Source organism: Hyphomonas polymorpha PS728 (assembly GCF_000685315.1).
GTDB lineage: Bacteria > Pseudomonadota > Alphaproteobacteria > Caulobacterales > Hyphomonadaceae > Hyphomonas > Hyphomonas polymorpha.
This window is the reverse complement of sequence record NZ_ARYM01000003.1, coordinates 25,199-50,998: the sequence shown is the minus strand read 5'-3', so window position 1 is coordinate 50,998 and position 25,800 is coordinate 25,199. Positions and strand designations below refer to the sequence as shown.

Genomic DNA, 25,800 nt, shown 5'->3' with positions numbered 1-25,800 from the left:
TTCTGGAGAAGATGGTGTGCCCAACAGGGTTCGAACCTGTGACCTACTGATTAAAAGTCAGTTGCTCTACCAGCTGAGCTATGGGCACGACCGACGGCCTCGAAAGACCGAAGCGGCCATTTAGGCCGGGAGTCGGGGCCGGTCAACACTTCCCTGCACGCAGAGGCTTGATGTGGCCATATTTTTCACATCTGATTGCCGGATGCGACACATTGCACTGCCTTTTCTGGCCGCCCTGATGCTCTCCGCCTGCGCGAGCGGGGCGCAAAATACCTCCGAAAGCGGCTCGATGAGCCGCACCCTCAGCACCGCCGCCGGGGATGCTGCCAGCCAGACCCGCGATGGTCTTGCGGGAGCCGCCTCCGCCCCGCTGGATGACTTCAACCTGCGCCGCCGCGAAATTCCACAGCTTCTGGCGGGCATGGCCTCACCCTATGGCCCGGAAGAAGAAATGACCTGCGCCGGAATCGCCATGGACATCATCGAACTGGACGCCGTGCTGGGCCGGGATTGGGACAGCGGCGCGCCGGACGCGCGGCTGAACAGCGAGATCCTGGCCGATGAGGCGGCCGATGCCGCACTGGATACGGTGCGCAATGTATCGACCGGGTGGATCCCCTTCCGGGGCCTGCTGCGCCAGGCAACCGGGGCGCAGAGCCATGAGAAGAAATACAATCAGGCCTTCAAGATCGGCGCGCAGCGGCGGGCCTATCTGAAGGGCTATGGCCAGGCGCTGGGCTGCCCGCCGCCAGCGCAGCCGGATTTCGGCGCGCTGCAGCTGCTCGAGAAAGACAGCAAGATTCAGTACAAGTAGGGGGCGCCAATGGGCTTCCCCTAACCCTCCGCTTTCGGTTTTGACTTTGTGCTTTCCCAGCGGGCGCTGAGCTCTGCGCGCAAGGCTTCGAAGCGGCCCTCGGCGATGGCCGCGCGCATCTCTGCCATCAGCGCCTGGAAGAAGGCGGTGTTGTGCCAGGAGAGCAGCATGGGGCCGAGATATTCGCCGGCCTTGAAGAGGTGGTGGAGATAGGCGCGGGTGTAATCGCGGCTCGCCGGGCAATCGACGGCTTCGTCGAGGGGCCCCATGTCTTCGGCGAATTTGGCGTTGTTGAGGTTGAGCGGGCCATCCCAGGTCCAGGCTTGGCCGTGGCGGCCGGAGCGGGTGGGCAGTACGCAGTCGAACATGTCGATGCCACGGGCAACGCTTTCCACGAGGTCGATGGGTTTGCCGACGCCCATGACATAGCGGGGCATGTGATCGGGAAGATGCGGCACGGTCATGTCGATGGTGGCGCACATCTGGGCGTGGCCTTCGCCGACGGCGAGGCCGCCCAGCGCGATGCCGCCGAAGCCCTGAGCCGCAACGCCTTTGGCAGAGCGTTCGCGCAGGTCCGGGAAGTTTGAGCCCTGGATGATGCCGAAGAGGGTTTGGCTGTCGCGGGCACCGAAGGCGTCGAGGCTGCGCTCGCCCCAGCGGAGGGAAAGCTCAAGGCTGCGAGCGGCTTCTTCATGCGTACACGGAAAATTCGTGCACTCATCAAGCTGCATGGAGATATCAGCGCCGAGGAGGTCTGCCTGGATCTCGATGGAGCGGGCGGGGGTGAGCCGGTGGGTGGAGCCGTCGATATGGCTCTGGAAGGTGACGCCGTCGCCGTCCATCTTGCGGAGCTGGGCGAGGCTCCAGACCTGGAAGCCACCGGAGTCGGTCAGCATCGGACCGCGCCAGCCGGAGAATTTGTGCAGGCCGCCCAAGCTTTTCACACGCTCGGCGCCGGGGCGGAGCATCAGGTGGTAGGTGTTCCCGAGGATGATGTCGGCCCCTGCGCCTTTGACCTGATCCATATAGAGCGCCTTGACCGTGCCAGCGGTGCCGACGGGCATGAAGGCGGGCGTGCGGATGTCGCCGCGCGGGGTTTTCAGGCGCCCGGTGCGCGCCTTGCCCTCGCGGACGCTGATTTCAAAGGGGAACGTGGTCATGGGCGGGCGTATAGGCGCGCGGGGGCGGGAAGCCAAGTGGGGAGGCTGCGCGGCAGGTTTGGGGGAGAGGGAGCAAGCCCGCTCTATCTTTCGACTTCGCTCAAGATGAGCTTCTGGAGGGTGCTGCCCTCACCTCCTATCGCTTTGCGATGGGCCCCTCCTCTCCCACTTCGCGGGAGAGGGGTTTGGCGTTGCGCTCCCCTTAACCCCTCTCCCTCTGGGAGAGGAGGGGCCCGCGCCCGAAGGGCGTGGGAGGTGAGGGCTGCGCGTTGGCGTTTGTTCCGGAAGTTCCAACCGCGCACCTCACCCCGTCATGAACACCTGCCAGGCGGCCATCAGCATGCCGAAGGCGCGCAGGTCGCCGGTGGTGGTGGGGGCCATCTTGTTCATCACGTAGGCGTAGGTGGCGTGTTGGTCCATGTCGATGACGGCGAGGGAGCCGCCATAGCCGCCCCAGAAGATGGTGTTGGGGTTGGGGAAATTCGCGACCCCGCCGGGCAGGCCAAAGCCGAGGCCGTAACGCACCGGGATGCCGAGGATCTTGTCATTGCCTTCGATCTGGAGTTCCAGCGCCTTGCGGCATCCGGCTTCGGACATGATCTGCTTGCCTCCCGCAAAGCCGCCATTGGCGAGGATGGTGTGGACGAGGGCGACCGAGCGGGCGTTGCCCGTGCCGCCGGCGGCGGGGATTTCGGCGGCGCGCCAGGCGCGGGTGCGCGTGTCCAGCGGGTTGATCGGCGGGTTGCTGGCCATGTTGGCGATGAGCGGATCTGCCGTGCCTTGCCCCAACGTGCCGGAGGCTGGCGGAGGCGTGAGATCGGCGACGCGGTGATCCTCCGTAGCCGGAAGGCCGATATGGAAGTCCGCGCCGAGAGGTTCGGCGATTTCCTTGCGGAAAACGGTGCCGACCGTTTCGCCCGCCACGCGGCGGATGACTTCGCCGACGAGATAGCCCTGCGTCATGGCGTGATAGCCGGGCGCGGTGCCGGGCGTCCAGTAAGGGGCCTGCGCAGCCAGGAGGCTGGTGGCCTTTTCCCAGTCGTAGAGGTCTTCGCGCACCAGCGGCTCTTTCCAGCCCGAGAGGCCGGCCGAGTGGCTCATCAGATGGGCGACGGTGACATCTGCCTTTCCGGCGGCGGCAAATTCGGGCCAGTATTTCGCGACGGGGTCTTCAAACTTCAGCGCGCCCTTGTCCGCCAGGTAAAGCGCGGTGAGCGCGGTCATCGTCTTGGTGGTCGAGTAGACGTTGACGATCGTGTCCTTCTGCCAGGGCCTGGTTTGGGCTTCGTCCGCATAGCCGCCCCAGATGTCTACCACAGGCTTGCCTTCCAGCGTCATGCAGAAGGCGGCGCCGTTCTCGGCGCCATTGGTGAAGTTCTGCGCGAAAGCATCCCGGACGGCGGCGAAGCGCGGCTCCACATGCCCGTGGATTTCGGTCTGGCTCATTGGTTTCCCCCAAAAGGATTTGGCCCGGCCTTCTGGCGGGTCCGATTATTCCGGTTTGGGTAGGCCAGCTGTGGATAAGTCGCAAGCGTGACGCGGGGAGACCGTCAGAAGTCGATGCTGGCGCCGGCGAGTTCGGGCAGCTGAAGCACGATGACGAGATCGCGCAATTCCTGGCGGGCGGCCTTGTGGCTCATCGTGAAGGCGACGTTGGAGCCAGCTTCTGTGAGGTCCAAAAGCGTGAGACCGGCCGGGAAAAGCTCACGGTAGATCACGCGCTCGGAGAGGCCCGGCGCGAGACGGAAGCCGATGCGCTTGGAGAGGTTTTCCAGCGCGCCGCCGACGCGTTCCTTGTTGCGGGCCGCCAGCGGCGACATCCGGTTACGCATCACTACCCAATCAATCGGGCGGCGGCTGGTCTGGGCTTTGCGCTTGCGGCAGTCCCACACCATTTCGGAATAGAAGCTGGGGCGCAGGACCTCGAGCGTCTGCGGGTTCACGTCGCCCAGCAGGTCAAAATCGACGAAGCTGTCGTTGAGGGGCGTGATCAGCGTATCGGCGCTGCGATGGGCGATGCGGGAGAGGAAGGTGTCGCCGCCCGGCGCGTCGATCAGGATGAAGTCGCAGGTCTGTTTCAGGCGGGCGAGGCCGAATTCGAAGCGTTCGCGCTCCTCGGCCTCGGCGCGGTCAAGGTCGCGCTCCTGGCTGGCCTCGACGCGGACGATTTCCGGCATGACGAGTGTGGCGCCGGTGTTCTGGGCCCAGCGGACGCGGTTTTCGAGATAGCGGGTGAGCGAGCGCTGGCGGACATCGAGATCGATGACGCCGACCTTCTTGCCGGTGCGCAGCAGGGAGATGGACAGGTGGATGGAGACGGTGGACTTGCCCGCCCCGCCTTTCTCATTGCCAATCACAATGACACGCGCGTCCCGCGCAGGAGCCTCAAGACCCATACCCGGAACGCGACTGATATGAGCGACGCCGTCGGCGGGCATCCGGGGAACTCCACAACTCCTCCGGCGGATATCCGCCGGTCAAACGTACGTCAGGCGTGCTTAGGCTACGCGCTGCAGGACTTCGACGGGCAGCCCATGGCTGGCACCGGTCCGCGGCAGAGCGAATGTATGTTCGACAAAGAGGTCGTCGTCCTCGAAAGGAACAACGTTGGTGAGCACCGGGATCGCCGCACGCTCTTCGTCGAAGAGCATTGGATCGATGGCGAGCGGAGCATCGGCCGGGGCGCTGTAAGCCATTTCGGCAGCTTCGGGAACGCGAGCGAGGCTGGACAGCACACCGCGAAGCGCCGAAAGAGCACCGGAGACGCGGGAATACTCCTGCTCCAGCATGTAGGCACCGGAGGCAAGGTTGGTCTCAGACCTCTCGAACATCCAGGCATCGTTCTCGTCATCCGGGCGCAGGCTGCCCAGAATGGGTTCGGGGTGCCTTTCTGCGATGTTTCCCTTGCGAAGGCCAAGCGAAACAGCACCGAGAAGTGCGAGCGAGCGGAGAGTGGTTACGATGCGCTGGGTCATGTCTGTAAAATTCCCGCGTATGGGTTAACAACGCATTAACTTCATCTTGAAGCAGGGCATCTGGAAAGTGAATTCCACGAAAGAAAACTCGGTAGAGATCATCCGCACACGCAGCGAGCTGCAGGCGCGCGTCAGGGCATGGAAACAGGCGGGCGAAACCGTTGGTTTCGTGCCCACCATGGGCGCCCTGCATGAGGGGCATCTGTCGCTCATTGAAAAGGCTAAGGAAAAGGTGACGCGCACGGTAGCGAGCATTTTCGTCAACCCGGCGCAGTTCGCCCCAGGCGAGGATTTCGACACCTATCCGCGCCGCGAGGCCGAGGATATTGCCAAGCTGGCGAGCGTTAACTGCACGGCCGTTTATCTGCCCAGTGTTGCAGAAATGTATCCCGAAGGCTCGGTGACGAATGTGCGCGTCGAATCGCTTTCGGACCTTCTGGACGGGATTTACCGGCCGCATTTCTTCTACGGGGTGGCCACGGTGGTGGCGCGCCTTTTCCTGCACGCGCAGCCGGATGTGGCCGTGTTCGGGGAGAAAGATTACCAGCAGCTGCAGGTGATCCGCCGGATGGTGCGTGATCTTGGCTTCCCTATCGAGATCATCGGCGGCGAGACAAAGCGCGATGCCGATGGCCTCGCCCAGTCATCCCGCAATCTGTATCTTTCCCCTGAGGAACGGCGCGCCGCCGGCGCGATCTTTGCCGCGATGCACCGGGCCTCCGTCCGCCTGGCGCTCGGCGCCCTGCCCTCAGAAGCCTTGAAGGAAGCCGAAGGCCATATTGTCACCGCCGGTTTCCGGAAGATCGATTATGTGACGCTGGTGGACCCGGCGACGCTGCAGGCGCTTCCTGCCGATGAGCCGATGAAGGAAGGCGCAGTTGTACGCCTGCTGGCAGCGGCCTGGCTGGGCAAGACGCGCCTGATCGACAATATCAGCGTGACGCGGTGAAGGCGTTCATTGCGTCCAGGAAGCGCTGATTGTCTTCTGCGCTGCCAACCGAGATACGCAGCTTGGTCGGCAGGCCGTAGCCGCTGATGGCGCGAACGAGGATGTCGTTATCCTTGAGGTGCTGGTTGGCGGCGGCGGCACGCTCGGCAGAGCCAAACTCCGTGACGATGAAGTTGGCGTGCGAGGGCGGCGTGGGCAGGCCCATGGCATTGAGCGCATCGGTCATGATGGCGCGCCATTTCGTGTTGTGGTCGCGGGACATCTTGAGGAAATCCTCGTCGCCGACGGAGGCGATGCCAGCGGCGGCAGCCATGGCGTTGACGTTGAACGGCCCCCGGATGCGCTGGTAGATCGCGGCGATGGCGGCGGGCATATAGGCCCAGCCAAGACGCATGGCGGCCAGGCCATAGATCTTGGAGAAGGTGCGCATCATCACCGTGGTGTCGCGCCGGTCCACGAGGTCTCGCAGCTGCGCTTCATACTCGGGGCCGAGATATTCCGAATAGGCCCCGTCAACCACGAAGAGGACATGCGGGGGCAGCGCGTCCTGCAACGCTTTCAACTCGTCCACCGAGAGCATCGTGCCGGTCGGGTTATTCGGATTGGCGAGGAACAGGATTTTCGTGCGGGGGCTGACGGCGCCGAGGATGGCGTTGACGCCGGCGGTCATGTCCGTTTCCGGCACCGTGACGGAGGTGGCCCCGTGGGCGCCGGCAGAGACGCGGTACATCGAGAAAGCATGCTCGGTGAACAGAACTTCGTCCCCCGGCCCGGCATAGCACTGGGTCAGCAGGTGGATGATCTCGTCTGATCCGGCCGCCGTGACGACACGGGAGACATCGCCAATGCCCTTGGCCGCGGCGATCGCAGCACGCAGCGCGCCATAGTCAGGATCGGGGTAAACATGCGACCCGCCGACAACGGCCTTGGCCGCCTCGATGGCTTTCGGGCTTGGCCCGAAAGGATTTTCATTGGAGGCGAGCATGGCCACCGGCCCCTTGGCGCCATGCAGCTTGCCGCCCGGAACATAGGGTTTGGTGGCAGCAATGTGCGGGAGGGGCGCGATCTGGCTGATGGGCTTGTTCATGGGCACGGCGCTTACACGAAAGCCGGGGCCCGGGGAATGGGGGGCTCAGGCCCCGGGCGCTGCGGTGGTTTCGCGCACCACCAGCCGGTAAGGCAGGCACGCCCTTTGCGGCGCGTCGGACGCCCGTTTCTCCAGCAGCATCCCCACGGCGACCGAGGCCATTTCCCGGCTCGGCTGATAGATTGTGGTCAGCGCCGGATAGACGATGGAGGCGAGCGGGGTGTCGTCAAAGCCGACGACCGACAGCTGCTCGGGCACACGCAGGCCAGAGCGAAACGCCACCGCCAGCACGGCAGCGGCCATATCGTCGTTGCTGGCGAAGACGGCCGTAGGCCGGGGCGTGCGCGCGAGAATTTCTGCGGCGGCCCACAGGCCGGATTCGTAATCAAAGGTGCCGCGCGCGATGAGGGACTCGTCAACCGGAATGCCGGCTGTAGCAAGGCTGGCGCGGTAACCGGCTTCGCGTAGCTGGGCCTGGGGATGGCTCTGCGTGCCGGCAATGAAGCCGATGCGCCGGTGACCCAGCGCAAACAGATGCTCCATCACTTCGCGCGCAGCGGCCTCGTCATCCATGGTGATGTGGCCAACCTCCCCTTCCGCTTCGGTATGGGAGAGGCGCACAAAAGGTGTGTCAGAGGCAATCAGGCTGTCGATGAGCGCGCGGTCTTCGGTGAGGGGCGGCGTAAGGACCACACCGGCCAGCGCCGCACCGCCTCTTGGCGGGATGGTGCCATCCGGGCCTTCCTCCAGATGCTCGAAAGCAATGCTGAAGCCTTCGGCATTGCCGCGCTCCAGCGCGCCTATCTGGATTTCACCGATATAGTTCCGCGACGGGTTTGAATAGAACACGCCGATCAGGCGGCTCTGACCGGCGCGCAGGCTGCGGGCGTGCTGGTTGGTGCGATAGCCAAGCCTTGCCACCGCCTCCATGACCCGCGCGCGCGTTTCCCCGCGCACGTTCGGCTCACCATTCAGAACGCGGCTCACCGTCTTGAAGGAAACACCTGCTTCGCGGGCGACATCAACGATGGTCGCAGGGCGCCGGTCACTTGTGTCTATGGTATCCCCCTCGGCCCGATGCCGTTGCCAGATCAATGCTGCCGGGGATCATAGGACGCGAGCTGACCCTCGCGCAATGGCAGCAACGGCAGGCGCGACAATCACGGTTCGCGGCGGGCAGCCGCAGCCGGGAAAATATGCACATTCGAGAACACATCGCGCGGATGGACGAACTGTTCGCGGAACCACATCGCATCATCCTGCTCGAACCGTTTGCGGATCCAGTCGACGAACAACTGGCCCTCCGGACGCCGGCGGAAGCGCTCAGTATAAGCTACCCAGAACTGGATGGGCGCGATCTCCGGCAGGTCGAGCGGAATGATCCGGTTGTCGATGGCGGCAACGAAGGACGGCAGGATGGCCACGCCGCCACCGGCCGCGCAGGACTGGATCAGCGCGGTGCCGGAATTGGAGACGAAGGCATAATCGATCATCCGCCGCAGTTCGGACACCTTAGGCGCCCAGCGCTCCACCTGGTTCACATAGGAAGAGTGCATCAGGCAGCGATACTTGTAATATTCAAACAGGCTTTCCGGCGGTTTGCGCTCCCGGAAGTAATCGCGGGAGGCAAAGCCGATATAATGCTGCACGCCCAGCTTATGGTGGAGCAGTTCATGGCTTTTCGGCTCGGCAAAGTGCAGGGCGATGTCCGCCTCACCATTGGTGACGTCTGCCGGCTCGTCATTGACCAGCATCCGGATCTGGACCCGCGGGTTGTCGTTCTGAAACTCGTGGAGGCGCGGGGCCAGCCAGTAGGGCCCGATGCCGTCACCCGTTGACAGGACGATCCGCCCCTCGACCGGCGCGCGCTGGGCACCCGCCTGATCCTTGAGCGTGTTGGCCGCTTCGGCCATCTGGTGGGCGTAGCGCAGCACCACCTTCCCGGCCTCGGTCAGCTCCACCCCCCGCGTGGAGCGGATGAAAAGCTGCGTGCCGAGGGTGGTTTCCAGATCATCGATCTTGCGGCTGATGGTGGGCGGGGACTCCCCGAGCCGCGCCGCAGCACCGCTCATGCTGCAGAGTTCCGCCACGACGCGAAATACCCGCAAAGTATCCCAATCCAGCCGTTCAGTATTCATACGCAGCCACCTAGCCAATCGCAGAGCCCGAGAATAATCATAGCCGATAGCCTGCCTGTAATCTCCCTGCAATTGATTGAAGCAGCGCGCCCACATGACCTCTGGTTGATTAACGAGTACCGGAACTCGCCTCTTCCGAGGGCGTTACAGGGCGGCTGCCCCTGGCGCAGGGTAAGGCCTCTGGGCGCCGGTTTAGCCGAAGGCGTCATAGGGATGGTTGAGGGACAAGCTGATGCGATGAAGCAACTGATCGATCCGGTCCAACGGTGCAATGATGCTGGCATGGATGTGATCATAGCCATACTGCGCCGATCCGGCCTCGGCCCCGCCTGCTTCAGTGACGGACGACAGGCGTGTCAGCTGGTCCTGCGAGGGGGGAAAGATACGCCCCAGCAGATCGACGCATTCGCCAATCCGCAGGCTGGTGACGAGGCGGATGATGTCGCGCAGGCTGGTGTCGTGACGCTCCGAGATACGCGGCAGGCGCCCGACGAGAGAAAACGCATGCATCATCAGCGCCTGACGGATGCCATGGACGACATGCAGATTGATACGGTCTTCATGGCGCGTGACCGTTGAGGGGGCTTCATCGAGGCGGGCGAGCAGACGATCAAACCGGTCAAGATCGATGGCGAGGAGGTTTGCGGTCCGGTTGACCGACAGGGCGGTCTCCCCGTCGCGCAGGGCATAATAGACGCCGCGATAGGCCGATGTGGTTTCCGGCGTGGAGGCGCGGGCATGGGCAATCCAGACATCGGGATTATAGACCGACGCATAGCCGCGCAGCACGGGCAGGCTGCTGAGCAGCCGGGCGCGCCATGCCAGTTGGACAAGGCTGCGCATCCGGGGGCTGGTATTGACGAGATCGACCAGCCGGTCTGTTTCCCGCTGCAGGGAGGAGCCGATACCGGAGGCTGTATTCACGGGGATACCAAGCTGCTGGAGCTCTGCATTGTGAGAGATCGCACGCAGGGCGCGCGGCCCGGCGGCCCCCGATGGACGCCGCGTCTGGCGCGAACCGGCGGTGACGACAAAGCCGGGCGCGAAATCAGTCAGCAGACGGCCATAATCGGGATTGGCAAAGAAACGCTCATGCCAGGCACGCAGGGCGCGGTAAAAATCCCAGACCAGATCTGTCCGGGTATAGAACGGATCGGCTGCAGCACTTTCCGGCGGCGGCGCGAGCAGATGGGCGCACCAGTGCGCAAGTGTCGTTTCGGCAAGTTCGGGGGTTGCGAAATGGAGGTATCCATCGCCGCCCTGGAAACTTGACTCGTGGATGATCCGTACACCCAGCATGTGCGCTCTGGTGCGTGTCCAGGGGGTGAGCAGGTGATCGAAGCGCTGCTCGAAGCTGCCCGGCCAGGCCCCGCGGCCCATGGACTCCCCATGCGTGTTGAAGATGAGAAGACCCGCGCCGGGCACACGCGGCGCAAGGGCGCGCAGGATCAGATTGTGGATACGCTCAATTGCCATATTGCCGGCAATCTGGCCGATGAAGCGCCCGGAATCGGAAAAGCCAAGCTGGATCGCAAGATGCCCCCGGCGGCGGACATAGGCGGCAAATTCAGGCTCATCGAGCAGCCGCTCAATGAAACGACCGCCGGTTTCCAGCGCTTCGGGCGTCTCAAACAGAGGTGAAATGTCGAGTTTTCCGTTCACGCCGTAATGACGGGCGAGATAGAGGGCCGCCATGACGGTGGCAGGGTTCTCGCTCTCCGCAATGAGGAAGCGGATCGGCGAACCCGCATCAATATGCTTGAGGATCTGCGCGCACATCATGAACTGGCGACGCGCGGTGGACTGTTCAAGGAACAGATCTGCGAAGTTGACGTCCACCGGCCTGGGCGCAGCGGCGCGGCGCGAAAGCTCTGCCAGCGCCAGCCGGCCGAGGCTGCGTTCGTCCGCATCAAGATTGAGTTCGCGGCTGATGACCGTGGCAATCTGGGCAGCATTGACCCGCAGATGGATGCGGCCCGTCCCAAGCTGCTGGCTCTCGACCTGGGCACGCAGGATCAGAAGGTCCCGGGCCAGATCGCCTGCCCCGTCCGATGCCGCCAGGGCGTCATCCAGCGCCGCGACGATCTCGGCCGCATCCGTGAGCCGGCCAGGGCCTTCGGCAGTCAGACGATTGGCCGCGGCAACCAGATGTTCCGGGTTCTGAAGGTCTCCGCTGAACATGGCCGCCTGAAGCGCGGTTTCACTTGCGGCAAGATCAAGCCGCTCCAGCAAGGCGGCGAGACCAGTGGCGGCGGGATGGGCCTCCAGGATCGCCTGCACGCGGGCGTGGTAGCGCCGGATCTGATCGGCCTTTTCGTTCAGACGAAAAGTAATCGAATGCGACCAATGGATATCGGTCCGGCCATCAAGATCATACCCGACCCAGCTTGCGATGGTTGGCAGGACCGGCCGGAGCTGTTTCCAGCTTTCGGGGAAATGCGCCCGCGCGACATCGTAGACGAGCGCGGCAAACCGCTGCTGCGCGTCCGCCGCGTTGAGAAGAGCCATCTGCACCTCGTCATGCTCGCTGGCCAGGGTGATTGACCGGTTCCAGCCGCGCGCATCGGCCTGCAGTGCCTTGTCCAGCGCCGCGCGCGCACGCTTGCCAGGCTTGACCGCCTCTCCGGCAATCGCGGCCCGAAGCTCTGGCGAGAGCGCGAAAGTCGGATGGGCGGTGAAGACAATGCCCCCACGCGCCTGTTCGATCTCTGCCCGAAATGCTTCAAAGCCCTGACCCGCAAGAGCGTCCAGTCTCGACCTGACCGGCGCCCAGGCTTTCTCGGGCCGGGCGCCCGCGTGACGTTCCCGCAGACGCTCGGCACGTTGGCTGACCAGGAGAAGATGCGTTTCATCAATCAGGCCGCCAACCTCGTCCAGGCTGGTTTCGCCCTGCTCGATGTTTTGAAACAAGGTCTGCGCAAGGGCGAAGACCGAATTAGTCATCGGATCTTCGGCAATCCGCTCTGCCTGCAGGCGCAGGTATTCTCCGGCGGCCGAGAGGGTCGGCTCGATACGTGTCGTCTTCATGTCTCTGGTCCAGCCTTCAGGGATTGACCTTTGGGAATATGCCCTTGTTAACGCCCCAGTCGCGCAGAAGCGAGGGCCAAGACCGCAGCGGCGTATCCTCGATGCCGCGCAGGCCGAAGCCGTGGCCACCTGCCTCGAAGATATGCAGGGCGACCGGCACGCCCGCCCGGCGGAGAGCGGCATGGAGGATCAGGGCGTTTTCCACAGGCACGGCGGCGTCATCGGCAGCATGCATCAGGAAGACCGGGGGCATGTCTGGCCGCGCCATCGTCTCGAGTGACCAGGCGGCGGCCGCGTCTTCGGGGGGATGCGGGCCCAACAGGTTCTGCCGCGACCCGGCATGAGCGAAAGGGTCTGCCATCGTCGCGACCGGATAGATCAGCGCGGCCGCATCCGGCCGCGCCGAGAGAGCGTCTGCGGCGTCCAGCGGGACGTAAACCGGGTCGAACTTCATCGCCAGCGTGCCGGCGAGATGTCCGCCCGCGGAGAATCCCATGACCATCACGCGGGCCGGGTCGATACCGTCTGTGGCGGCGCGGGCGCGGATAAGGCGGATGGCGCGCTGGGCATCCTGAAGCGGCGCCTGCGGCCCGGCCTGCCAGCCCTGATGCGGGAGGCGGTATCGCAGAACATAGACGGTGGCGCCCTGCCCGGCGAAATGGCGTGCGCCCTCAAAGCCTTCCTTGTCGATCACCACCCATTTGTAGCCGCCTCCGGGGATGATGAGGATGGCCGAGCCATCCGCGCGAACCGGGCGGAACACAGAGAGGCTGGGCGCGGTGACATCATGGGCCGCGCGGTCTGTGAGGCCGAAGGGGTTGTCGCGGTGGACGATCTGCTCCTGCAGGCCTTCCGGCAGACCGCCCGGGGGACCTTCCGGCCACAGAAGGATGGTTTCGTCAGCTTCAATCGTGGCAGGGCGCGCGGCGGGCGCTGCAGAGACGCCGGCCGCGACAGCAAGCGCCGCAAAGGCCGCCAGCAGGATGCGCCGGGAAAGCATGGCTAGCCTCCCGGAGGATAGGCGATGATCAGAACGAGAGGCTCTGGCCCGGTCTGGCGGATGCCAACCTGCGCGCCGGTATAGAGATAAGCGGCCATGCCTGCCGTGAGTGTTTGTTCCTCGCCGCCGGAATGGACAACGCCCTCGCCGGAGAGGACGTAATAGATCTCGTCATGAATGATCGGGTGGATGCCGATCGCGCTGCCAGGGTGGAGCGCCCGTTTGCGGAACTCGAAGGCGCGGACGGGCACGGCGTCGGATATACGCCAGGCGGTGCTCATGCCGATGCGGCCATGCGGCGGGGGTTCGTCCACCTTCACATCTTCTTCCGAGATGATGACCATGGCCGGCGCTGGGGCGGGCTGCGGTGCCGGCGCGGGCGTTGCACAGGCAGACAGAAAGGCAAGGAGAGGCAATCCTGTCAGTAGCCGGATCATGCGCCTGACCTCCTATTTGAACATCTGTGGCAGAGAGAGCGACAGCGCCGGGATATAGGTGATGAGCACCAGCGACACGATGAGCGCCAGATAGAACGGCCATATCGTTTTGACCGCATCTTCCACCTTGATGCCGCCCACCGCAGCACCGACGAACAGCACCGAGCCGACCGGGGGCGTGACGAGCCCGATGCCGAGGTTCAGCATCATGATGATACCGAAATGGACCGGATCGACCCCCACCTCCATCACCACAGGCAAGAGGATCGGCGTGGTGATGACGATCAGCGGTGACATATCCATGAACGTGCCCAGAACCAGCAGCGTTATGTTGATGATGAGCAGGATGGCGAGGGGATTGCGCGTGATGGACGTGATGAGTTCAGCGAGTTGGGCGGGCGCCTCCAGCACGGCGAGCGCATAGCCGAAGGCGGTGGCCGCGCCGATGATGAGCAGCACCATGGCGGTAACCTTCACCGATTGCTGGGCAGCGTCCACGAAGCGGGACCAGCCCAGCGAGCGATAGACAAAAGCCCCGACGAGCACCGTGTAGATGACCGCAATGGCGGAAGATTCAGTGGCGGTGAAAATGCCCGAGAGGATGCCGCCCATGATGATGACGGCGGCCATCAGGCCCGGCACCGCAATCAGGATAGCGCGCACGAAGCTGGCCCAGCCGGGAAACTGGCCGCTGGGATAGCCCCGGCGGACAGCCACGAGCCAGGTGACCGCCATCAGGATTACCGCCGTGACGATGCCCGGCACGACGCCGGCCAGGAACAGGTCTCCGATCGGCACGCCGATACCGGAAGCGGCCGAGTAGATGATCATATTGTGCGACGGCGGAATAAGCAGGCCAACGATGGCGGCTGAAACGGTGACGTTGACGGCGTAGTCTGCGCCATAGCCCTTCTGCTTCATCAGCGGCATGAGCGTTGATCCCATCGCCGAGGCGCTGGCGATGGCCGAGCCGGATACCGCGCCGAACATGGTGGAGGCGCCGACATTGACGAGACCGAGGCCCCCGCGCGTGCGCCCGAGCATGGCCTCGGCGACTTCAACGAGGCGCTGGGCTATGCCGGAGCGATACATCAGATCCCCCGCAAAGATGAAAAAGGGAATGGCCATCAGGGAAAAGACGCTGATGCCCCCCGCCAGGCGCTGGAACACGACCACGAGCGGAATATCCATCACCAGGAATGTCGCGATCGACGCGCCCAGCAGCGAAAAGGCCACCGGCACGCCAAGGGCAAGCAGGAGGACGAGCACACCCATGAGAATGAGCAGTTCCATCAGGGGGCGTCCTTGTCCGAAATTGTTTCTGGCGCGCGAAATCCGAGGCGCTCGAGCACTTGCTCGAAAGCGAACAGGGCCATCAGCGCGCCGGAGATCGGGAGGGCGAGATAGGTGAGGCCGCGCGGGATACCGAGGGAGGGGACGACATGGCTCCAGGTGCGCAGGACAAGCTCTCCGCCCCAGACGAACATGGCCACGCCGCAGAGGCCGATAAGCGAGTTGGAGACGACCTGCATCCCCCTGCGCAGGCCGGGCGAGACGGCATCTTCGAGCGCCACGATGCGGATGTGAAAGCCCTGGCGGACGCCGGCTGCCGCAGCGAGGGAGACATACCAGATCATCAGGGTGAGCGCGGCCTGCTCTGACCAGGAAGGCGTGGAGTTGAGCACATAGCGGCCGAAAACCTGCCAGCCGACGATGACCGTCATCAGCACGAGGCCGAATGCGGCGGCCTTGAGGAGCATGTCTGCGGCGATGCGTGTGACGGTTGACAGTATGCGGATCATTCGCCCTCCCCCATCGCTTCGATCTGGGAGACGAGGCGCTGGGCCTGATCCGACACGATGTAGCGATCCCAGACCGGGCGCATGACCGCAGCAAAGGCGTCCTTGTCCTCGACCTCGTTGACCTCGATGCCCGAGGCCATCAGGCGCGCGCGGGACTCCTCCACGCGCTGATCCCACAGCGTGCGCATATAGGGCACGGACGCCTTGGCGGCTTGGCGCACAAGTGCGCGGTCTGCCTCGTCCAGCTTGTCCCAGCGGGATTTCGACATGACGAGAACTTCCGGCGCAATGACATGCTGGGTAAGGCTGTAATATCTGGCGGCCTCGAAATGGCGGCCGCTTTCATAGGAGGGCCAGTTGTTCTCCGCGCCATCGATGACGCCCTGCACGAGCGCCTGATAGACTTCGGCGATGCTCATCGGTGTCGCGTCAGCGCCGAGCGCGCGGATCATCGAGACGTAGAGGTCTGATCCTGGCACACGTATCTTCAGGCCGCGCATGTCTGCCGGTGTGCGAATGGGGCGGCGGGTGTTGTAGAAGTTGCGGTCGCCGCTGTCATAGAAGCAGAGGCCGATGAGGCCATGGGGCTCCAGCGAGGCAAGGATTTCGTCGCCGATGGCACTGTCGAGCGCGCGGCGCATATGGGCGTTGGACTTGAACAGGAAGGGCAGCGCAGGCAGCGTCGTCAGCGGCTCTATGGAGTTGAGCGGGGCAAGGTTCACGCGGTTAAGATCGAGGCCGCCGAAGACGGTGATCTCGAGCGTATCCTGCTCCGAACCAAGCTGGCCGCCGGCATAGATCTTGATGCCGAGCCGCCCGTCTGTGCCCACATTGAGAAGACGGCCCATTTCCTTGACCGCCTGAACAGTGGGATATTCTTCCGGGTGCGTATCAGTTGAAAGGAAATCCCGGCCCGACCGGACGCCGCAAGCGCTGAGACCGGCCCCAGCCGCGCCAGCCACCAGCACAAGCCGGCGGCTGATGCCTTTTGCAGCCGCCGAAGCTGGCACATCCGCTGAAGCTGGCTTCCTCATGCCTGTTTCCATGCCCCCGTTGGGCGCCGGGCTTTTGCAGCCGGCCTGTTTTGTTTGTGGCTCCATACTGGCGTTATGGTAACCGGTGTCAACACTGTTTCGACGCTGCTTCTCAGCGTTTTACATCAAGGTTTTCGCCCGCCATCGCGGCTTCGACTTCGGCGACCGTCATGCGGCCGAAATCGCCGGGGATAGAATGTTTCAGCGCCCCCGCCGCCACGGCAAAATCGATTGTGTACTGCCCGTCCCTGCCCTCGATCAGGCCGTGCAGTGCGCCAGCAGCAAAGGCGTCGCCGCCCCCGATCCGGTCAATGACGCCCGGCAGTTCATGCACAGGAGACGTCCAGCGGCCCGCCCGCGTGACGAGTTCACCGGCAATCGACTGATCGTCTACGGAGGATTGCTGGCGGGTGGTGGCCGCAATCGCCTGAAGGCGCGGGAATGCCTCGAAGGCCGCCTCAAATGCCGATTGGCGATCTTCGAAGCGTGATTTCAGGATCAGCGCGATGTCCCTCTCGTTGATGAAGGCGTAGGTGGCGCAGGAGAGAATCTCCTTGAGAATCGCCGGGCCGTCCCCATCCCAGGCCTCCCAGAGCAGCGCGCGATAGTTGCCATCAAAGGAAACGGGCACCCCCGCAGCGGCGGCGGCCTTTACAGCGCGGACTGCCGCAGCGGCGCCATTCGCACCGATGGCCGGCGTGACGCCGGAGATATGTAACAGCGCCGCCCCCGGAAGAATGCCAGACCAATCCAGGCTTTCCGGAGCGGCGGCCGCAAAGGCTGACCCGGCCCGGTCATAGGTGATGCGGGAGGGGCGGCGCACGGCGCCCGGCTCCAGGAAATAAAGCCCCATCCGGCCCGGCGCGGAAAGAACAGTATCGGTGTGAACGCCGTGCCGGCGCAGTTCGCCCAGGGCCGCCGCGCCAAGCGGATTGTCCGCCACGACGCTGGCAAAGCGCACAACATGCCCGAACGCCGCGAGGGAGACACCGACATTGGCCTCGGCTCCGCCGACACACACATCCAGCGACCAGGACTGAAGCAGGCGCTCCGCCCCCGGCGCTGTCAGGCGCAGCAAAAGCTCACCGAAACAGACGATGCGCGCAGCCATGGCTGTTTTCCTCCCCGGCCCGGCCTAGCGCGCGAGCCAGCCGCCATCCACGGCGACGATTGTTCCGTGCACATAATCAGATGCGCGCGAGGAAAGGAATACGGCCGCGCCGGCAAGATCCGATGGCTGACCCCAACGCCCGGCCGGAATACGCCCGAGAATCTCGCTGTTGCGCTTTTCATCGGCGCGCAGGGCATCAGTGTTATTGGTGGCAAAATAGCCCGGCGCAATGCCATTCACGTTGATGCCGCGGCCTGCCCATTCATTCGCCAGAAGGCGCGTGAGCCCCAGCACACCGCTCTTGGAGGCGGTGTAGGAGGGCACGCGGACGCCGCCCTGATAAGACAGCATGGAGGCAATATTGATGATCTTGCCGCCCGTGCCCGCATCGATCATCGCGCGGGCGGCCTTCTGGCTGAGGAAGAAGAGGCTGCGCAGGTTGACGTTCATCACGCTGTCCCACTCCTCGACGGTAAAATTGAGGGCGTCATTGCGTTTGATGATGCCGGCATTGTTGACGAGAATATCAACGCCGCCAAACGTCTCTACGGTCTCGCGGACGATGGTATCGACCGGGTCGATGCTACCAAGGTCAGCCATGATGACATGCGTTTTGCCACCGGCCTTCTGCACCCGCTCAACCGTTTCATCCGGCGAGGAGCGGCCGACCAGGGCGAGGTTGGCCCCCGCCTCCGCCAGCGCCACGGCAATGCCCTGACCGAGGCCGGTATTGGCGCCGGTAACGATGGCGGTCTTGCCTTCAAGGCTGAACATGCTGAGGTTCACGAAAGCCTCCCCTAAAGTTTCTATGTTTATGTGCGCCGGAAGCCTGCGATCAGGACGCGAGCACACCCTTCAGATAGTCGGACATTGCCGCGTCCTGCGAGTTGGCGAAGAAGTATTCCTGGAACTTTTCGCCCGAGATGGCGGTTTTCAGGAGGTCCTGATCAATCGTCTTCAGCACGGTGAGCATATCGTGGCAGGAAGCCTTCTTCAGATCACTGAGGATGCCGCGATTCTTCGCCATTACGGCAGCGCGCTCCTTCGGATAGCCTTCGCCGCGCTTGACCTCGAACAGCTTGCGGTAACAATCCTGCAGGTTGAGTTCAGCGGCCCAGCCGAAGCCCTTGGCGTAGGGCATGGAGATGGCGTTGCCATCATTGATCTGGCCGAACAGGAAGGCGTCGGTCGGGTCAACGATCAGGCCACAGAAGATCCCCGGCATGGAATTGCAGGCGAGGTTGGAGCCCATACCCGTGCCGCAGCCGGTGACAATGAAGTCAGCCGCTTTCGAGTTGATCAGGATGCCGGCGAGGATGCCGATCATCGGATAGGTCAGGTGGGCTTTGTCTTCGGGCGTATACATGCCGTAGTGGAACACTTCATTGCCCAGCGGCTCTGCGACCGTTTTCAGAGCGTCGTGAACGATGCTGCTTTTTGCTGCCTGGCTGTTTTCAATGATGAGCGCGATTTTCATGAGGTGTTTCCTTAGCGGCGTATCATTTGGTAACCGGTGTCATAACCGGTGACACCCTTGGCTGCAAGCCGTTATCGTCTCGAAATTCCCGAAACGCCCTGTCAGCCCGCCCGGCGCGGCGGGGCCGCAGTGGAGTCGCGCACCACAATTTCCGGCGTGAAGCTGATCACCTCTTTCGGCTCGATCCCGGCTGCCTGGTTGAGCAGCAACCGCGCGGCGGCCTGCCCCATTTCGCGGATTGGCAGACGCACGGTCGTGAGCGCTGGCCAGAGGCGGCCGGCGATGGGGGTGTCATCGAAGCCGACGATGGAGACATCCTCGGGAATGCGAAGCCCGGCCTTGCGAACGGCCACATAGGCGCCGGTCGCCATTTCGTCATTGCCAGCGAACACAGCCGTGGGGCGGCGCTTTCCATAGAGCAGGCGCTCCATGGCCTGCAGGCCGGAGTCGAAGGTGTAGCCCGCCTCAATGGTGAGCTCCGGGTTGAGCGTGATGCCGGCTTCCGCCAGGCCGCGCTGAAAGCCGCCGCGACGTTCGTGGGCAGAACGGAAAGATTCCGGGCCATGGATATGCGCAATATCCGTATGCCCCAGCGCGCAGAGATGGCGCGCGGCCTGCGCGGCGCCCTCGCTGTCATGGGTCAGGATCATCCGTGATGGCTCATCCAGCATGCCCGATGCGATGCGCACATAGTCCACATCATTGTCTCGGAACATCTGCGCCAGATCTTCATCCTCTGACACCGACGGCGGCAGGATCAGACCGAAGGGCTTGTGCTGCTGGATGAACTGCTGAAGGCGGCCAGGATAATGCGCGTCTGCCCGGCTGACCGGGCGCAGGACCAGCTGGAAATCGGTTTCCTCCAGCGCATCGAGAATCCCGCGCTGCATGTTCACGACATATTGCGGGCTCGGATTGTCATAGACCAGACCGACCAGGAAAGACCGGCGCAGGGCCAGCGCGCGGGCCTGCGGGTCCGGCGTGTAGCCGAGCTCCGCAATGATGGCCTTGACCACCTCGCGGGTACGCGGCTTGACGAGCGGGCTGTCATTGATGACGCGCGACACGGTCTTCTTCGACACCTTCGCGATGCGCGCGATGTCGTTGATCGTCGCCCGTCCCTGCTGCTTGAATTCAGCGGCCTCCTGAACTGCGGCCGCAATTTCAGCATCGAGGTCAGGTCTTGATTTATCGCTCACCGGAAACCCTTGTTGGAGGATGGAATGTCCTCTTTTGCCCGGCAGGGGACATTTTGCAAGCGGCACGCACTTTCGGCCGCTCAGGTCCCCCGGCTGCGGGCGCCCGAATCGAGGGTCTCCGGAGACTTGGGGAGCATGGTGTCGAGATCCCAGAGGGCCGGATCGAAGGCCCGATAGCTCGGCTCAACAGATGGATAGCCACCAACTTCCGACTGGCTGTCGATGATCTCGCCGCGCCCTTCGGCTGCGTTTGCAAACACGCGCACATCATGACCGTCGCGGTCCCAGGGGCGCGCGCCGGCATTGGCGAGCACGAACCGCTCGACCGCCGCAGCGGGCATCACCGGCAATCCCGCTGGCAGGGGCATGGCCTCGGGCGCATCCACGAACTTTGCCGCACCTGTTGTGTAGCGTCCCCGCTCCGGCAACGGATTGCCCCAGCGGTCGACGGCAATGTTGTCGCGCGCGTGAAGCGCCAGATCGCCATCTCCGCCGATCATCACCAGCGGCAGCCCCTCTGCGGTAGACTGTCCTGCCCGCATCACATTGCCGATCAGATCCATCTTGCCGGTTTCGAAGGGCACCTTGCCCCATTCCAGCGCCTGCAGATTGTAATGCACGGCGCGCTGGCCGGGATCATAGATGAAGTTGTTGACGATCTGTCCGTGTACGCCGCCTTTGAATAGCGGGCTGCGCTCATAATTGTGCGCATACAGATTTCCATAGATCAGGATGCCGTTGACATTGTCATGGATCAGAGACCCTTTCGAATGTTCGAACTTGGGATGGGTGGCATCGGCAAGGCCTTCGGCGATCAGGTTGTGGCTGTAGAGGATATTGCGGGAGGTTCCCGCCCGCCATTCATCTGGAGTTTCACCGGTGAAACGGGGCCCGGATGCGGAAAGGTTTTCATCGACAGCCCAGGTCAGCGAGCAATGGTCGACAATAAGATTATGCGCGCTGAGCGTGGAGATTGAGTCTTCGGCAAATCCTGAGCCGCGCGGCTCACCATTGTCGCCCGGCCGTATACGGAGGTGCTGAATAATGACATCATGCGTCTTAACATCAAACCCGCCCCGGATGAGGGTGATCCCCGGCGAGGGAGCCGTCTGGCCGGCAATGGTGATGTCCGGATTCGTGATGGCGATCGTTTCCTTTTCAAGGTCGATGACGCCGCCCACCTCAAACACAATGATACGTGCCCCTTGCCTTTCGATGGCCTCACGAAGACTGCCGGGGCCATCGCTGGCCAGCGTGGTGACTCGCACGATCTCCCCGCCGCGCCCGCCATCGGTATAAGCCGACCAGTCGATCTCAGGGAGGAACCAGGCCTGCGCCGGCGCGGTGGCGGCTGCCGTCTGCGTGGGGGCCGCGCTTACCGGCGACACGATGCCCAATCCGGCGCAGCCGCCCAGAACGACCGCGAAAAGCACTGCGCCGCGGCGCACAGACTTGCGAGAATGAAATGCCATGAAATCCTCCTCCAGACGGCGCTCTGAACCGGCGCCTTCCCAATATTGCCCACCAACCCGATTGAGAAAACCAGTTGACAGAACGAACTTTAAAGCAAGTATGACACCGGTTTCCTTATCTGTCCAGTAAGCTGGGCGAGCAAGGATGAATAAACAAACCCGCAAGCGCGGAATGCGCCGCCGGAAATAATATGGGTCAAGGGAATGGCGCACGGAGATACAACCGAGGTGAGCAATCTAGCTGCGGCAGACACCCGCGCCATTTCCTTTGTGCGCGCCCGCCTGCAGGCGCAGCCGCTCGCTGACTATCCAGGCAACATGCCTGAAACATTGGCCGAGGCCTACGCAATTCAAAGCCGCGCCATCAGCCTCTGGCCCGACATTCTGGCTGGCTGGAAAGTGGGGCGTATCAATCCCCCTTGGGACAAAACCTATGGCATGGACCGGCTCGCCGGCCCGATCTTCAGCTCGCAGATTTCCCATGCCCAGGGCGCCCCGGTGGACTGCTATGTCTTTGAGGGCGGATTCGGCGCCGTGGAAAGCGAGATCATTATCACCATGGGGCACGACGCCCCGGCTGAAAAGCTCGACTGGACGCTCGAAGAAGCCTTTGAAATTGCGGGCTCTCTTCATCTGGGCGCCGAAATCGCCTCAAGCTGCTATGCCGGCATAAACGATCACGGCCCCCTGGTGACGATATCCGATTTCGGCAACAATAATGGCCTGGTGGTGGGTCAGGAAATCCCAGGATGGAAGAGCGCATCGCCTGCCGATTGGAAGATGCGGACACTGATCGATGGCAGGGAAGCTGGCAGGGCTGACGCCTCCTCTATCCCTGGAGGGCCGATCGAATCGCTCCGCCAGCTGCTGGAAATCTCCGCGGCCAGAGGACTTCCCCTTCGCAAGGGAATGTTTATTTCCACGGGGGCCGTGACCGGCGTTCACGCCGCAACCCCCGGGCAGGGCGCCTCTATAGAGGCCGACGGCATGGAAACAATCCATCTTAGATTGCTACCCTCCCGGCCCATGGCCACACTGCCGACGTCGCAACCAGTCAAGCGTTGAGTTTCCCGAAATCTCAGGAAAGCAGGCAAAAACATGGACTAAAGACCAATTTTTAAATTGCCACCGGTAGCAAAACATATAATGATACCGGTGGCATTATTCGTGAACCTCCCTCGAAGAAGGGAGAGGCCAATCGAAACGACGATATCCTGGGGAGGAGACCAGACATGCGTTTCAAACAGAACAGTTTTAATTTCCGGCTGCTCATGGGGGCGGCGGCTGTCGGCTTTCTGGCAGGCAACGCCCCTGCCCTTGCGCAGGAACAGGACGCCGATGAGAGCGAGAGCCGGCAGGCAACCGTTGTCGTCACGGGTTTCCGCGACAGCCTTCAGAAGTCGCTTGCGGTCAAGAAGAATGAGACGAACATCGTCGACATCATTGCCGCTGAGGACATCGCCGACTTTCCGGATCTGAACCTTGCAGAATCCCTGCAACGCATTCCGGGCGTCTCGATCGACCGCGTGGGGGGCGAGGGCCGGCAGATCACGGTTCGTGGTCTCGGCGCCGATTTCACACGGATACGGATCAATGGAATGGAAGCGCTCGCGACCAGCGGCGCGTCCGACTCCTCGGGCGGCTCAAACCGTGGCCGGGGCTTTGACTTCAACACCTTCGCATCAGACCTGTTCAATGAGCTGCGGGTTACCAAGACGACCTCCGCCTCTATCGAAGAAGGCTCCCTGGGTGCCACAGTTGATCTGCGGACGGCACGCCCATTTGACTATGATGCAGGCCTGACTGCTGCTGCCTCCGCCCAGCTGGGCTTCAATGATCTGTCAGAAGAAACCAGCCCGCGCTATGCCGGCCTGCTTTCCTGGCAGAATGAAAGCGGCACGTTCGGCGCGCTTGTCTCTATGGCCTATTCGGATCGCACAATTCTGGAAGAAGGCTTCTCGACCGTTCGCTGGCAGGATGGCAACTTTGCCTCGGTTGGGGGCGCGGCCTGCCCGGCGGGGCCGGAATGCTCCCTGATCGACACAAACTCCGGCGTCTACTATCCCCGCATTCCGCGCTATGGACGTCTCACGCACGAACAGGAACGCCTCGGCCTTACGGGATCGGTTCAGTTCCGCCCCACGGATGCCACGACGGTATCTCTGGATGTGCTGCACTCAGACTTCGAGGGCACACGGGAGGAATCCTATCTCGAAACCTTCATGCGCAGCCAGGAGAACAGGTTCCAGGTGATCGACTACTCGATCAACCCGGATAACAACACCATTGAATATGGCCTGTTCAATGTCAGCCCCCTGCCGAATGGAACACACCCGATCCGATCGGAAAACCGTTTCGACGAACTTCAGACGACGCTTACGCAGTATACGGTTGATGTGGATCATGAATTCACAGACCGCCTGCGCGGCAACCTTCTGGCAGGCCGCGTTGTATCGGAGTTCGACAACCCGGTGCAGACAACCATTTTGCTGGATGCGGTTGGGCCGGTGACGGGCTTCACCTATGACTTCAGGGGCAATGGAAACACACCCTTCATCGATTACGGATCTCTGGACGTTACCGACCCATCGCAATTTGCGTTCACGGAGTTCCGGGACCGGCCTCAATATGTCGACAACACCTTCCAGACGGTTGCCGGATCGCTCGCCTATGATCTCAACGACTCGCTGACGGTCAGCGGCGGCGCCAGCCTCAAGCAGTTTGAATTCCGGACTACGGAATACAGACGGGAGTCCACGTTCGGATCCCTCGTCTGCCCCCTTCCAGGCGTTAGCTGCCCAGCTGGGGCAACAGGCCTTCCGGTCACGGCAGACATTCTCAAATATGTCAGCGGATTCGGCAGCGGGCTGGGTGCGCCCGGCGGAATCGATACCCGCTGGATTACCGCAGACGTACATGCCGCCGCTGCTCTGATCGACGCCTATGGTATTCCGGGCGTTCTGCAGGCTGGCAACGACCGCCGGGTTGAGGAAGAAGATCTTGGCGGCTTCCTTCAGCTGGATTTCAATACGCAGCTTGGCCGCATCCCGGTTCGCGGAAATGTTGGTGTGCGGTATGTTGAAACCACCACGACATCCACGGGTCAGGTCAGCGGCACAAGCGTGACCGTCGAGCGCAGCTATGAAGACACGCTGCCTTCGGCAAACGTCACATTTGAAATGCGGGACGACTTCTTCATTCGTCTTGCGGCCGCAAAGGTGATGGCGCGCCCGTCCCTGGGCAACCTGACACCCGGCGGCGCACTGGACAGCTTCAATGGGCCTTCGTTCCGTTACAACTCCGGGAACCCTGCCCTCGACCCGTTCCGGGCGACGACCTATGACGCCTCCTTCGAATGGTATTTCCGGGAAGAATCGCTGATAGCGCTGAGCTTGTTCTACAAGGACGTTGACAGCTTCTTCACGCGCGCATCGACGGTCGAAGTGCCCTACAGCCAGTCCGGTCTTCCGACCAGCTTGCCGCCGGCCTCCAGCCCGCTGCGCAACCTGCTTGATGCGGGGCAGGATCCCCTTGTGGAAATCCGTGCTGTGGAAAATGGCGGCTCGGCAAGCGTCAAGGGATTTGAGCTGACCTATCAGCAGCCCTTCTCCTTCCTGCCCGCGCCCTTCGACGGGTTCGGCTTCCAGGGCAACTACACCTATGTCGACTCCGATGAAATCCGGGGCTTCTCACCCAACGCCTACAACGCCACTATTTACTACGAAAAGGACCGGTTGTCGGCGCGTATCTCCGCCGCCTATCGGGATGCGTATCAAACCGTGGCGCCCACGGCAGCGGGCCGTGACGAGCAAGGGTACAGTTCGACCACGAACATCGATTTCTCGTCTTCCTACAAGCTGAACGACAATTTCGATATCACGTTCGAAGCCATCAACCTTACGGACGAATTCGAGCAGCAGGTCTTCGATGCCGGTGATCTCGTCAACGTCTACCATCATACGGGTACGGAATACCTCATCGGGTTCCGCTACCGGTACTGATCGGCAGGCTCTGGATGATGTGATGTTTCCTCCCTTTCGTCACATCATCCGGGCCTGAAAAAGAAACGCCGGCAGCTCTCAGGGCTGCCGGCGTTTTCCATTTTTGAAGACGTCAGG

Annotated in this window: 22 protein-coding genes and 1 tRNA gene; 4 read left to right on the top strand and 19 right to left on the bottom strand. The window is 62.8% G+C overall.

Features of this window, described 5'->3' with window-relative positions; genetic code table 11:
* Positions 1–12: 12 nt before the first annotated feature.
* A tRNA-Lys gene (locus HPO_RS03140) sits at positions 13–88 on the bottom strand.
* Positions 89–202: 114 nt separating this feature from the next.
* On the opposite strand from HPO_RS03140, the gene HPO_RS03135 reads away from it, so the two are divergent.
* Complete coding sequence (locus HPO_RS03135) at positions 203–814, top strand: hypothetical protein (RefSeq protein WP_035594777.1); 612 nt, start codon at positions 203–205, stop codon at positions 812–814.
* 20 nt (positions 815–834) lie between these two features.
* On the opposite strand, the gene tgt is transcribed toward HPO_RS03135, so the two are convergent.
* The 4 genes from tgt to HPO_RS03115 all read right to left on the bottom strand — a co-directional run bounded on the left by tgt (position 835) and on the right by HPO_RS03115 (position 4,949).
* The gene (tgt, locus tag HPO_RS03130) at positions 835–1,974 is read right to left on the bottom strand and encodes a tRNA guanosine(34) transglycosylase Tgt (protein ID WP_035594383.1); all 1,140 of its coding nucleotides are present in this window, start codon (positions 1,972–1,974) and stop codon (positions 835–837) included.
* Between the two features lie 303 nt (positions 1,975–2,277).
* Complete coding sequence (locus HPO_RS03125; RefSeq protein WP_035594380.1) at positions 2,278–3,420, bottom strand: EstA family serine hydrolase; 1,143 nt, start codon at positions 3,418–3,420, stop codon at positions 2,278–2,280.
* 104 nt (positions 3,421–3,524) lie between these two features.
* Positions 3,525–4,412 (bottom strand): division plane positioning ATPase MipZ, encoded by an 888-nt coding sequence (locus HPO_RS03120; protein ID WP_084324125.1) that lies wholly within the window; start codon positions 4,410–4,412, stop codon positions 3,525–3,527.
* Between the two features lie 60 nt (positions 4,413–4,472).
* Positions 4,473–4,949, bottom strand: coding sequence for a hypothetical protein (locus HPO_RS03115; RefSeq protein ID WP_035594378.1), 477 nt, complete (start codon positions 4,947–4,949; stop codon positions 4,473–4,475).
* Between the two features lie 67 nt (positions 4,950–5,016).
* Here HPO_RS03115 and panC point away from each other — a divergent pair, with 67 nt between their 5' ends.
* Complete coding sequence (gene panC, locus HPO_RS03110; protein WP_035594770.1) at positions 5,017–5,898, top strand: pantoate--beta-alanine ligase; 882 nt, start codon at positions 5,017–5,019, stop codon at positions 5,896–5,898.
* Here panC and hisC read toward each other — a convergent pair.
* The 14 genes from hisC to HPO_RS03040 all read right to left on the bottom strand — a co-directional run bounded on the left by hisC (position 5,882) and on the right by HPO_RS03040 (position 21,682).
* Positions 5,882–6,985 carry a histidinol-phosphate transaminase gene (gene hisC / locus HPO_RS03105; protein WP_035594376.1) on the bottom strand — a complete coding sequence of 368 codons (1,104 nt, stop codon included), beginning with the start codon at positions 6,983–6,985 and terminating at the stop codon, positions 5,882–5,884. The two genes, panC and hisC, sit on opposite strands and share 17 nt — an antisense overlap.
* Positions 6,986–7,030: 45 nt before the next feature.
* Entirely contained in the window at positions 7,031–8,080 is a 1,050-nt protein-coding gene (locus HPO_RS03100; RefSeq protein ID WP_084324124.1) for a LacI family DNA-binding transcriptional regulator, read from the bottom strand.
* A gap of 65 nt (positions 8,081–8,145) precedes the next feature.
* Complete coding sequence (locus HPO_RS03095) at positions 8,146–9,123, bottom strand: LysR family transcriptional regulator (RefSeq protein ID WP_162173996.1); 978 nt, start codon at positions 9,121–9,123, stop codon at positions 8,146–8,148.
* Positions 9,124–9,315: 192 nt separating this feature from the next.
* Positions 9,316–12,150: a phosphoenolpyruvate carboxylase gene (locus tag HPO_RS03090; protein ID WP_035594370.1), complete on the bottom strand. Its 2,835-nt coding sequence runs from the start codon at positions 12,148–12,150 to the stop codon at positions 9,316–9,318.
* Between the two features lie 16 nt (positions 12,151–12,166).
* Positions 12,167–13,150 carry an alpha/beta hydrolase gene (locus HPO_RS03085; protein WP_035594367.1) on the bottom strand — a complete coding sequence of 328 codons (984 nt, stop codon included), beginning with the start codon at positions 13,148–13,150 and terminating at the stop codon, positions 12,167–12,169.
* A gap of 2 nt (positions 13,151–13,152) precedes the next feature.
* On the bottom strand, positions 13,153–13,494 hold the full coding sequence (locus tag HPO_RS03080) for a cupin domain-containing protein (RefSeq protein WP_035594765.1): 342 nt from the start codon (positions 13,492–13,494) through the stop codon (positions 13,153–13,155).
* A 105-nt stretch (positions 13,495–13,599) separates the two neighbouring features.
* The gene (locus HPO_RS03075; protein WP_035594365.1) at positions 13,600–14,880 is read right to left on the bottom strand and encodes a TRAP transporter large permease; all 1,281 of its coding nucleotides are present in this window, start codon (positions 14,878–14,880) and stop codon (positions 13,600–13,602) included.
* The gene (locus tag HPO_RS03070) at positions 14,880–15,389 is read right to left on the bottom strand and encodes a TRAP transporter small permease (RefSeq protein WP_035594362.1); all 510 of its coding nucleotides are present in this window, start codon (positions 15,387–15,389) and stop codon (positions 14,880–14,882) included. The genes HPO_RS03075 and HPO_RS03070 overlap by 1 nt, the downstream gene beginning before the upstream one ends.
* Positions 15,386–16,423, bottom strand: a complete 1,038-nt coding sequence (locus HPO_RS03065; protein ID WP_051612216.1) for a TRAP transporter substrate-binding protein — start codon at positions 16,421–16,423, stop codon at positions 15,386–15,388. Before HPO_RS03065 ends, HPO_RS03070 begins: the two co-directional genes overlap by 4 nt.
* 112 nt (positions 16,424–16,535) lie before the next feature.
* The gene (locus tag HPO_RS03060; protein WP_035594360.1) at positions 16,536–17,534 is read right to left on the bottom strand and encodes a sugar kinase; all 999 of its coding nucleotides are present in this window, start codon (positions 17,532–17,534) and stop codon (positions 16,536–16,538) included.
* Between the two features lie 24 nt (positions 17,535–17,558).
* Positions 17,559–18,308: a 2-dehydro-3-deoxy-D-gluconate 5-dehydrogenase KduD gene (gene kduD / locus HPO_RS03055; RefSeq protein WP_035594358.1), complete on the bottom strand. Its 750-nt coding sequence runs from the start codon at positions 18,306–18,308 to the stop codon at positions 17,559–17,561.
* Positions 18,309–18,369: 61 nt separating this feature from the next.
* A complete protein-coding gene (locus tag HPO_RS03050) occupies positions 18,370–19,011 on the bottom strand; it encodes an RpiB/LacA/LacB family sugar-phosphate isomerase (RefSeq protein WP_035594356.1) in 642 nt (213 codons plus the stop codon).
* Between the two features lie 101 nt (positions 19,012–19,112).
* Entirely contained in the window at positions 19,113–20,210 is a 1,098-nt protein-coding gene (locus HPO_RS03045) for a LacI family DNA-binding transcriptional regulator (RefSeq protein WP_035594354.1), read from the bottom strand.
* A gap of 80 nt (positions 20,211–20,290) precedes the next feature.
* On the bottom strand, positions 20,291–21,682 hold the full coding sequence (locus HPO_RS03040) for a pectate lyase family protein (protein WP_051612215.1): 1,392 nt from the start codon (positions 21,680–21,682) through the stop codon (positions 20,291–20,293).
* A gap of 228 nt (positions 21,683–21,910) precedes the next feature.
* On the opposite strand from HPO_RS03040, the gene HPO_RS03035 reads away from it, so the two are divergent.
* Complete coding sequence (locus HPO_RS03035) at positions 21,911–22,747, top strand: 2-keto-4-pentenoate hydratase (RefSeq protein WP_157532644.1); 837 nt, start codon at positions 21,911–21,913, stop codon at positions 22,745–22,747.
* Positions 22,748–22,914: 167 nt separating this feature from the next.
* Positions 22,915–25,683, top strand: a complete 2,769-nt coding sequence (locus tag HPO_RS03030) for a TonB-dependent receptor (protein ID WP_035594352.1) — start codon at positions 22,915–22,917, stop codon at positions 25,681–25,683.
* Positions 25,684–25,800: the final 117 nt, after the last annotated feature.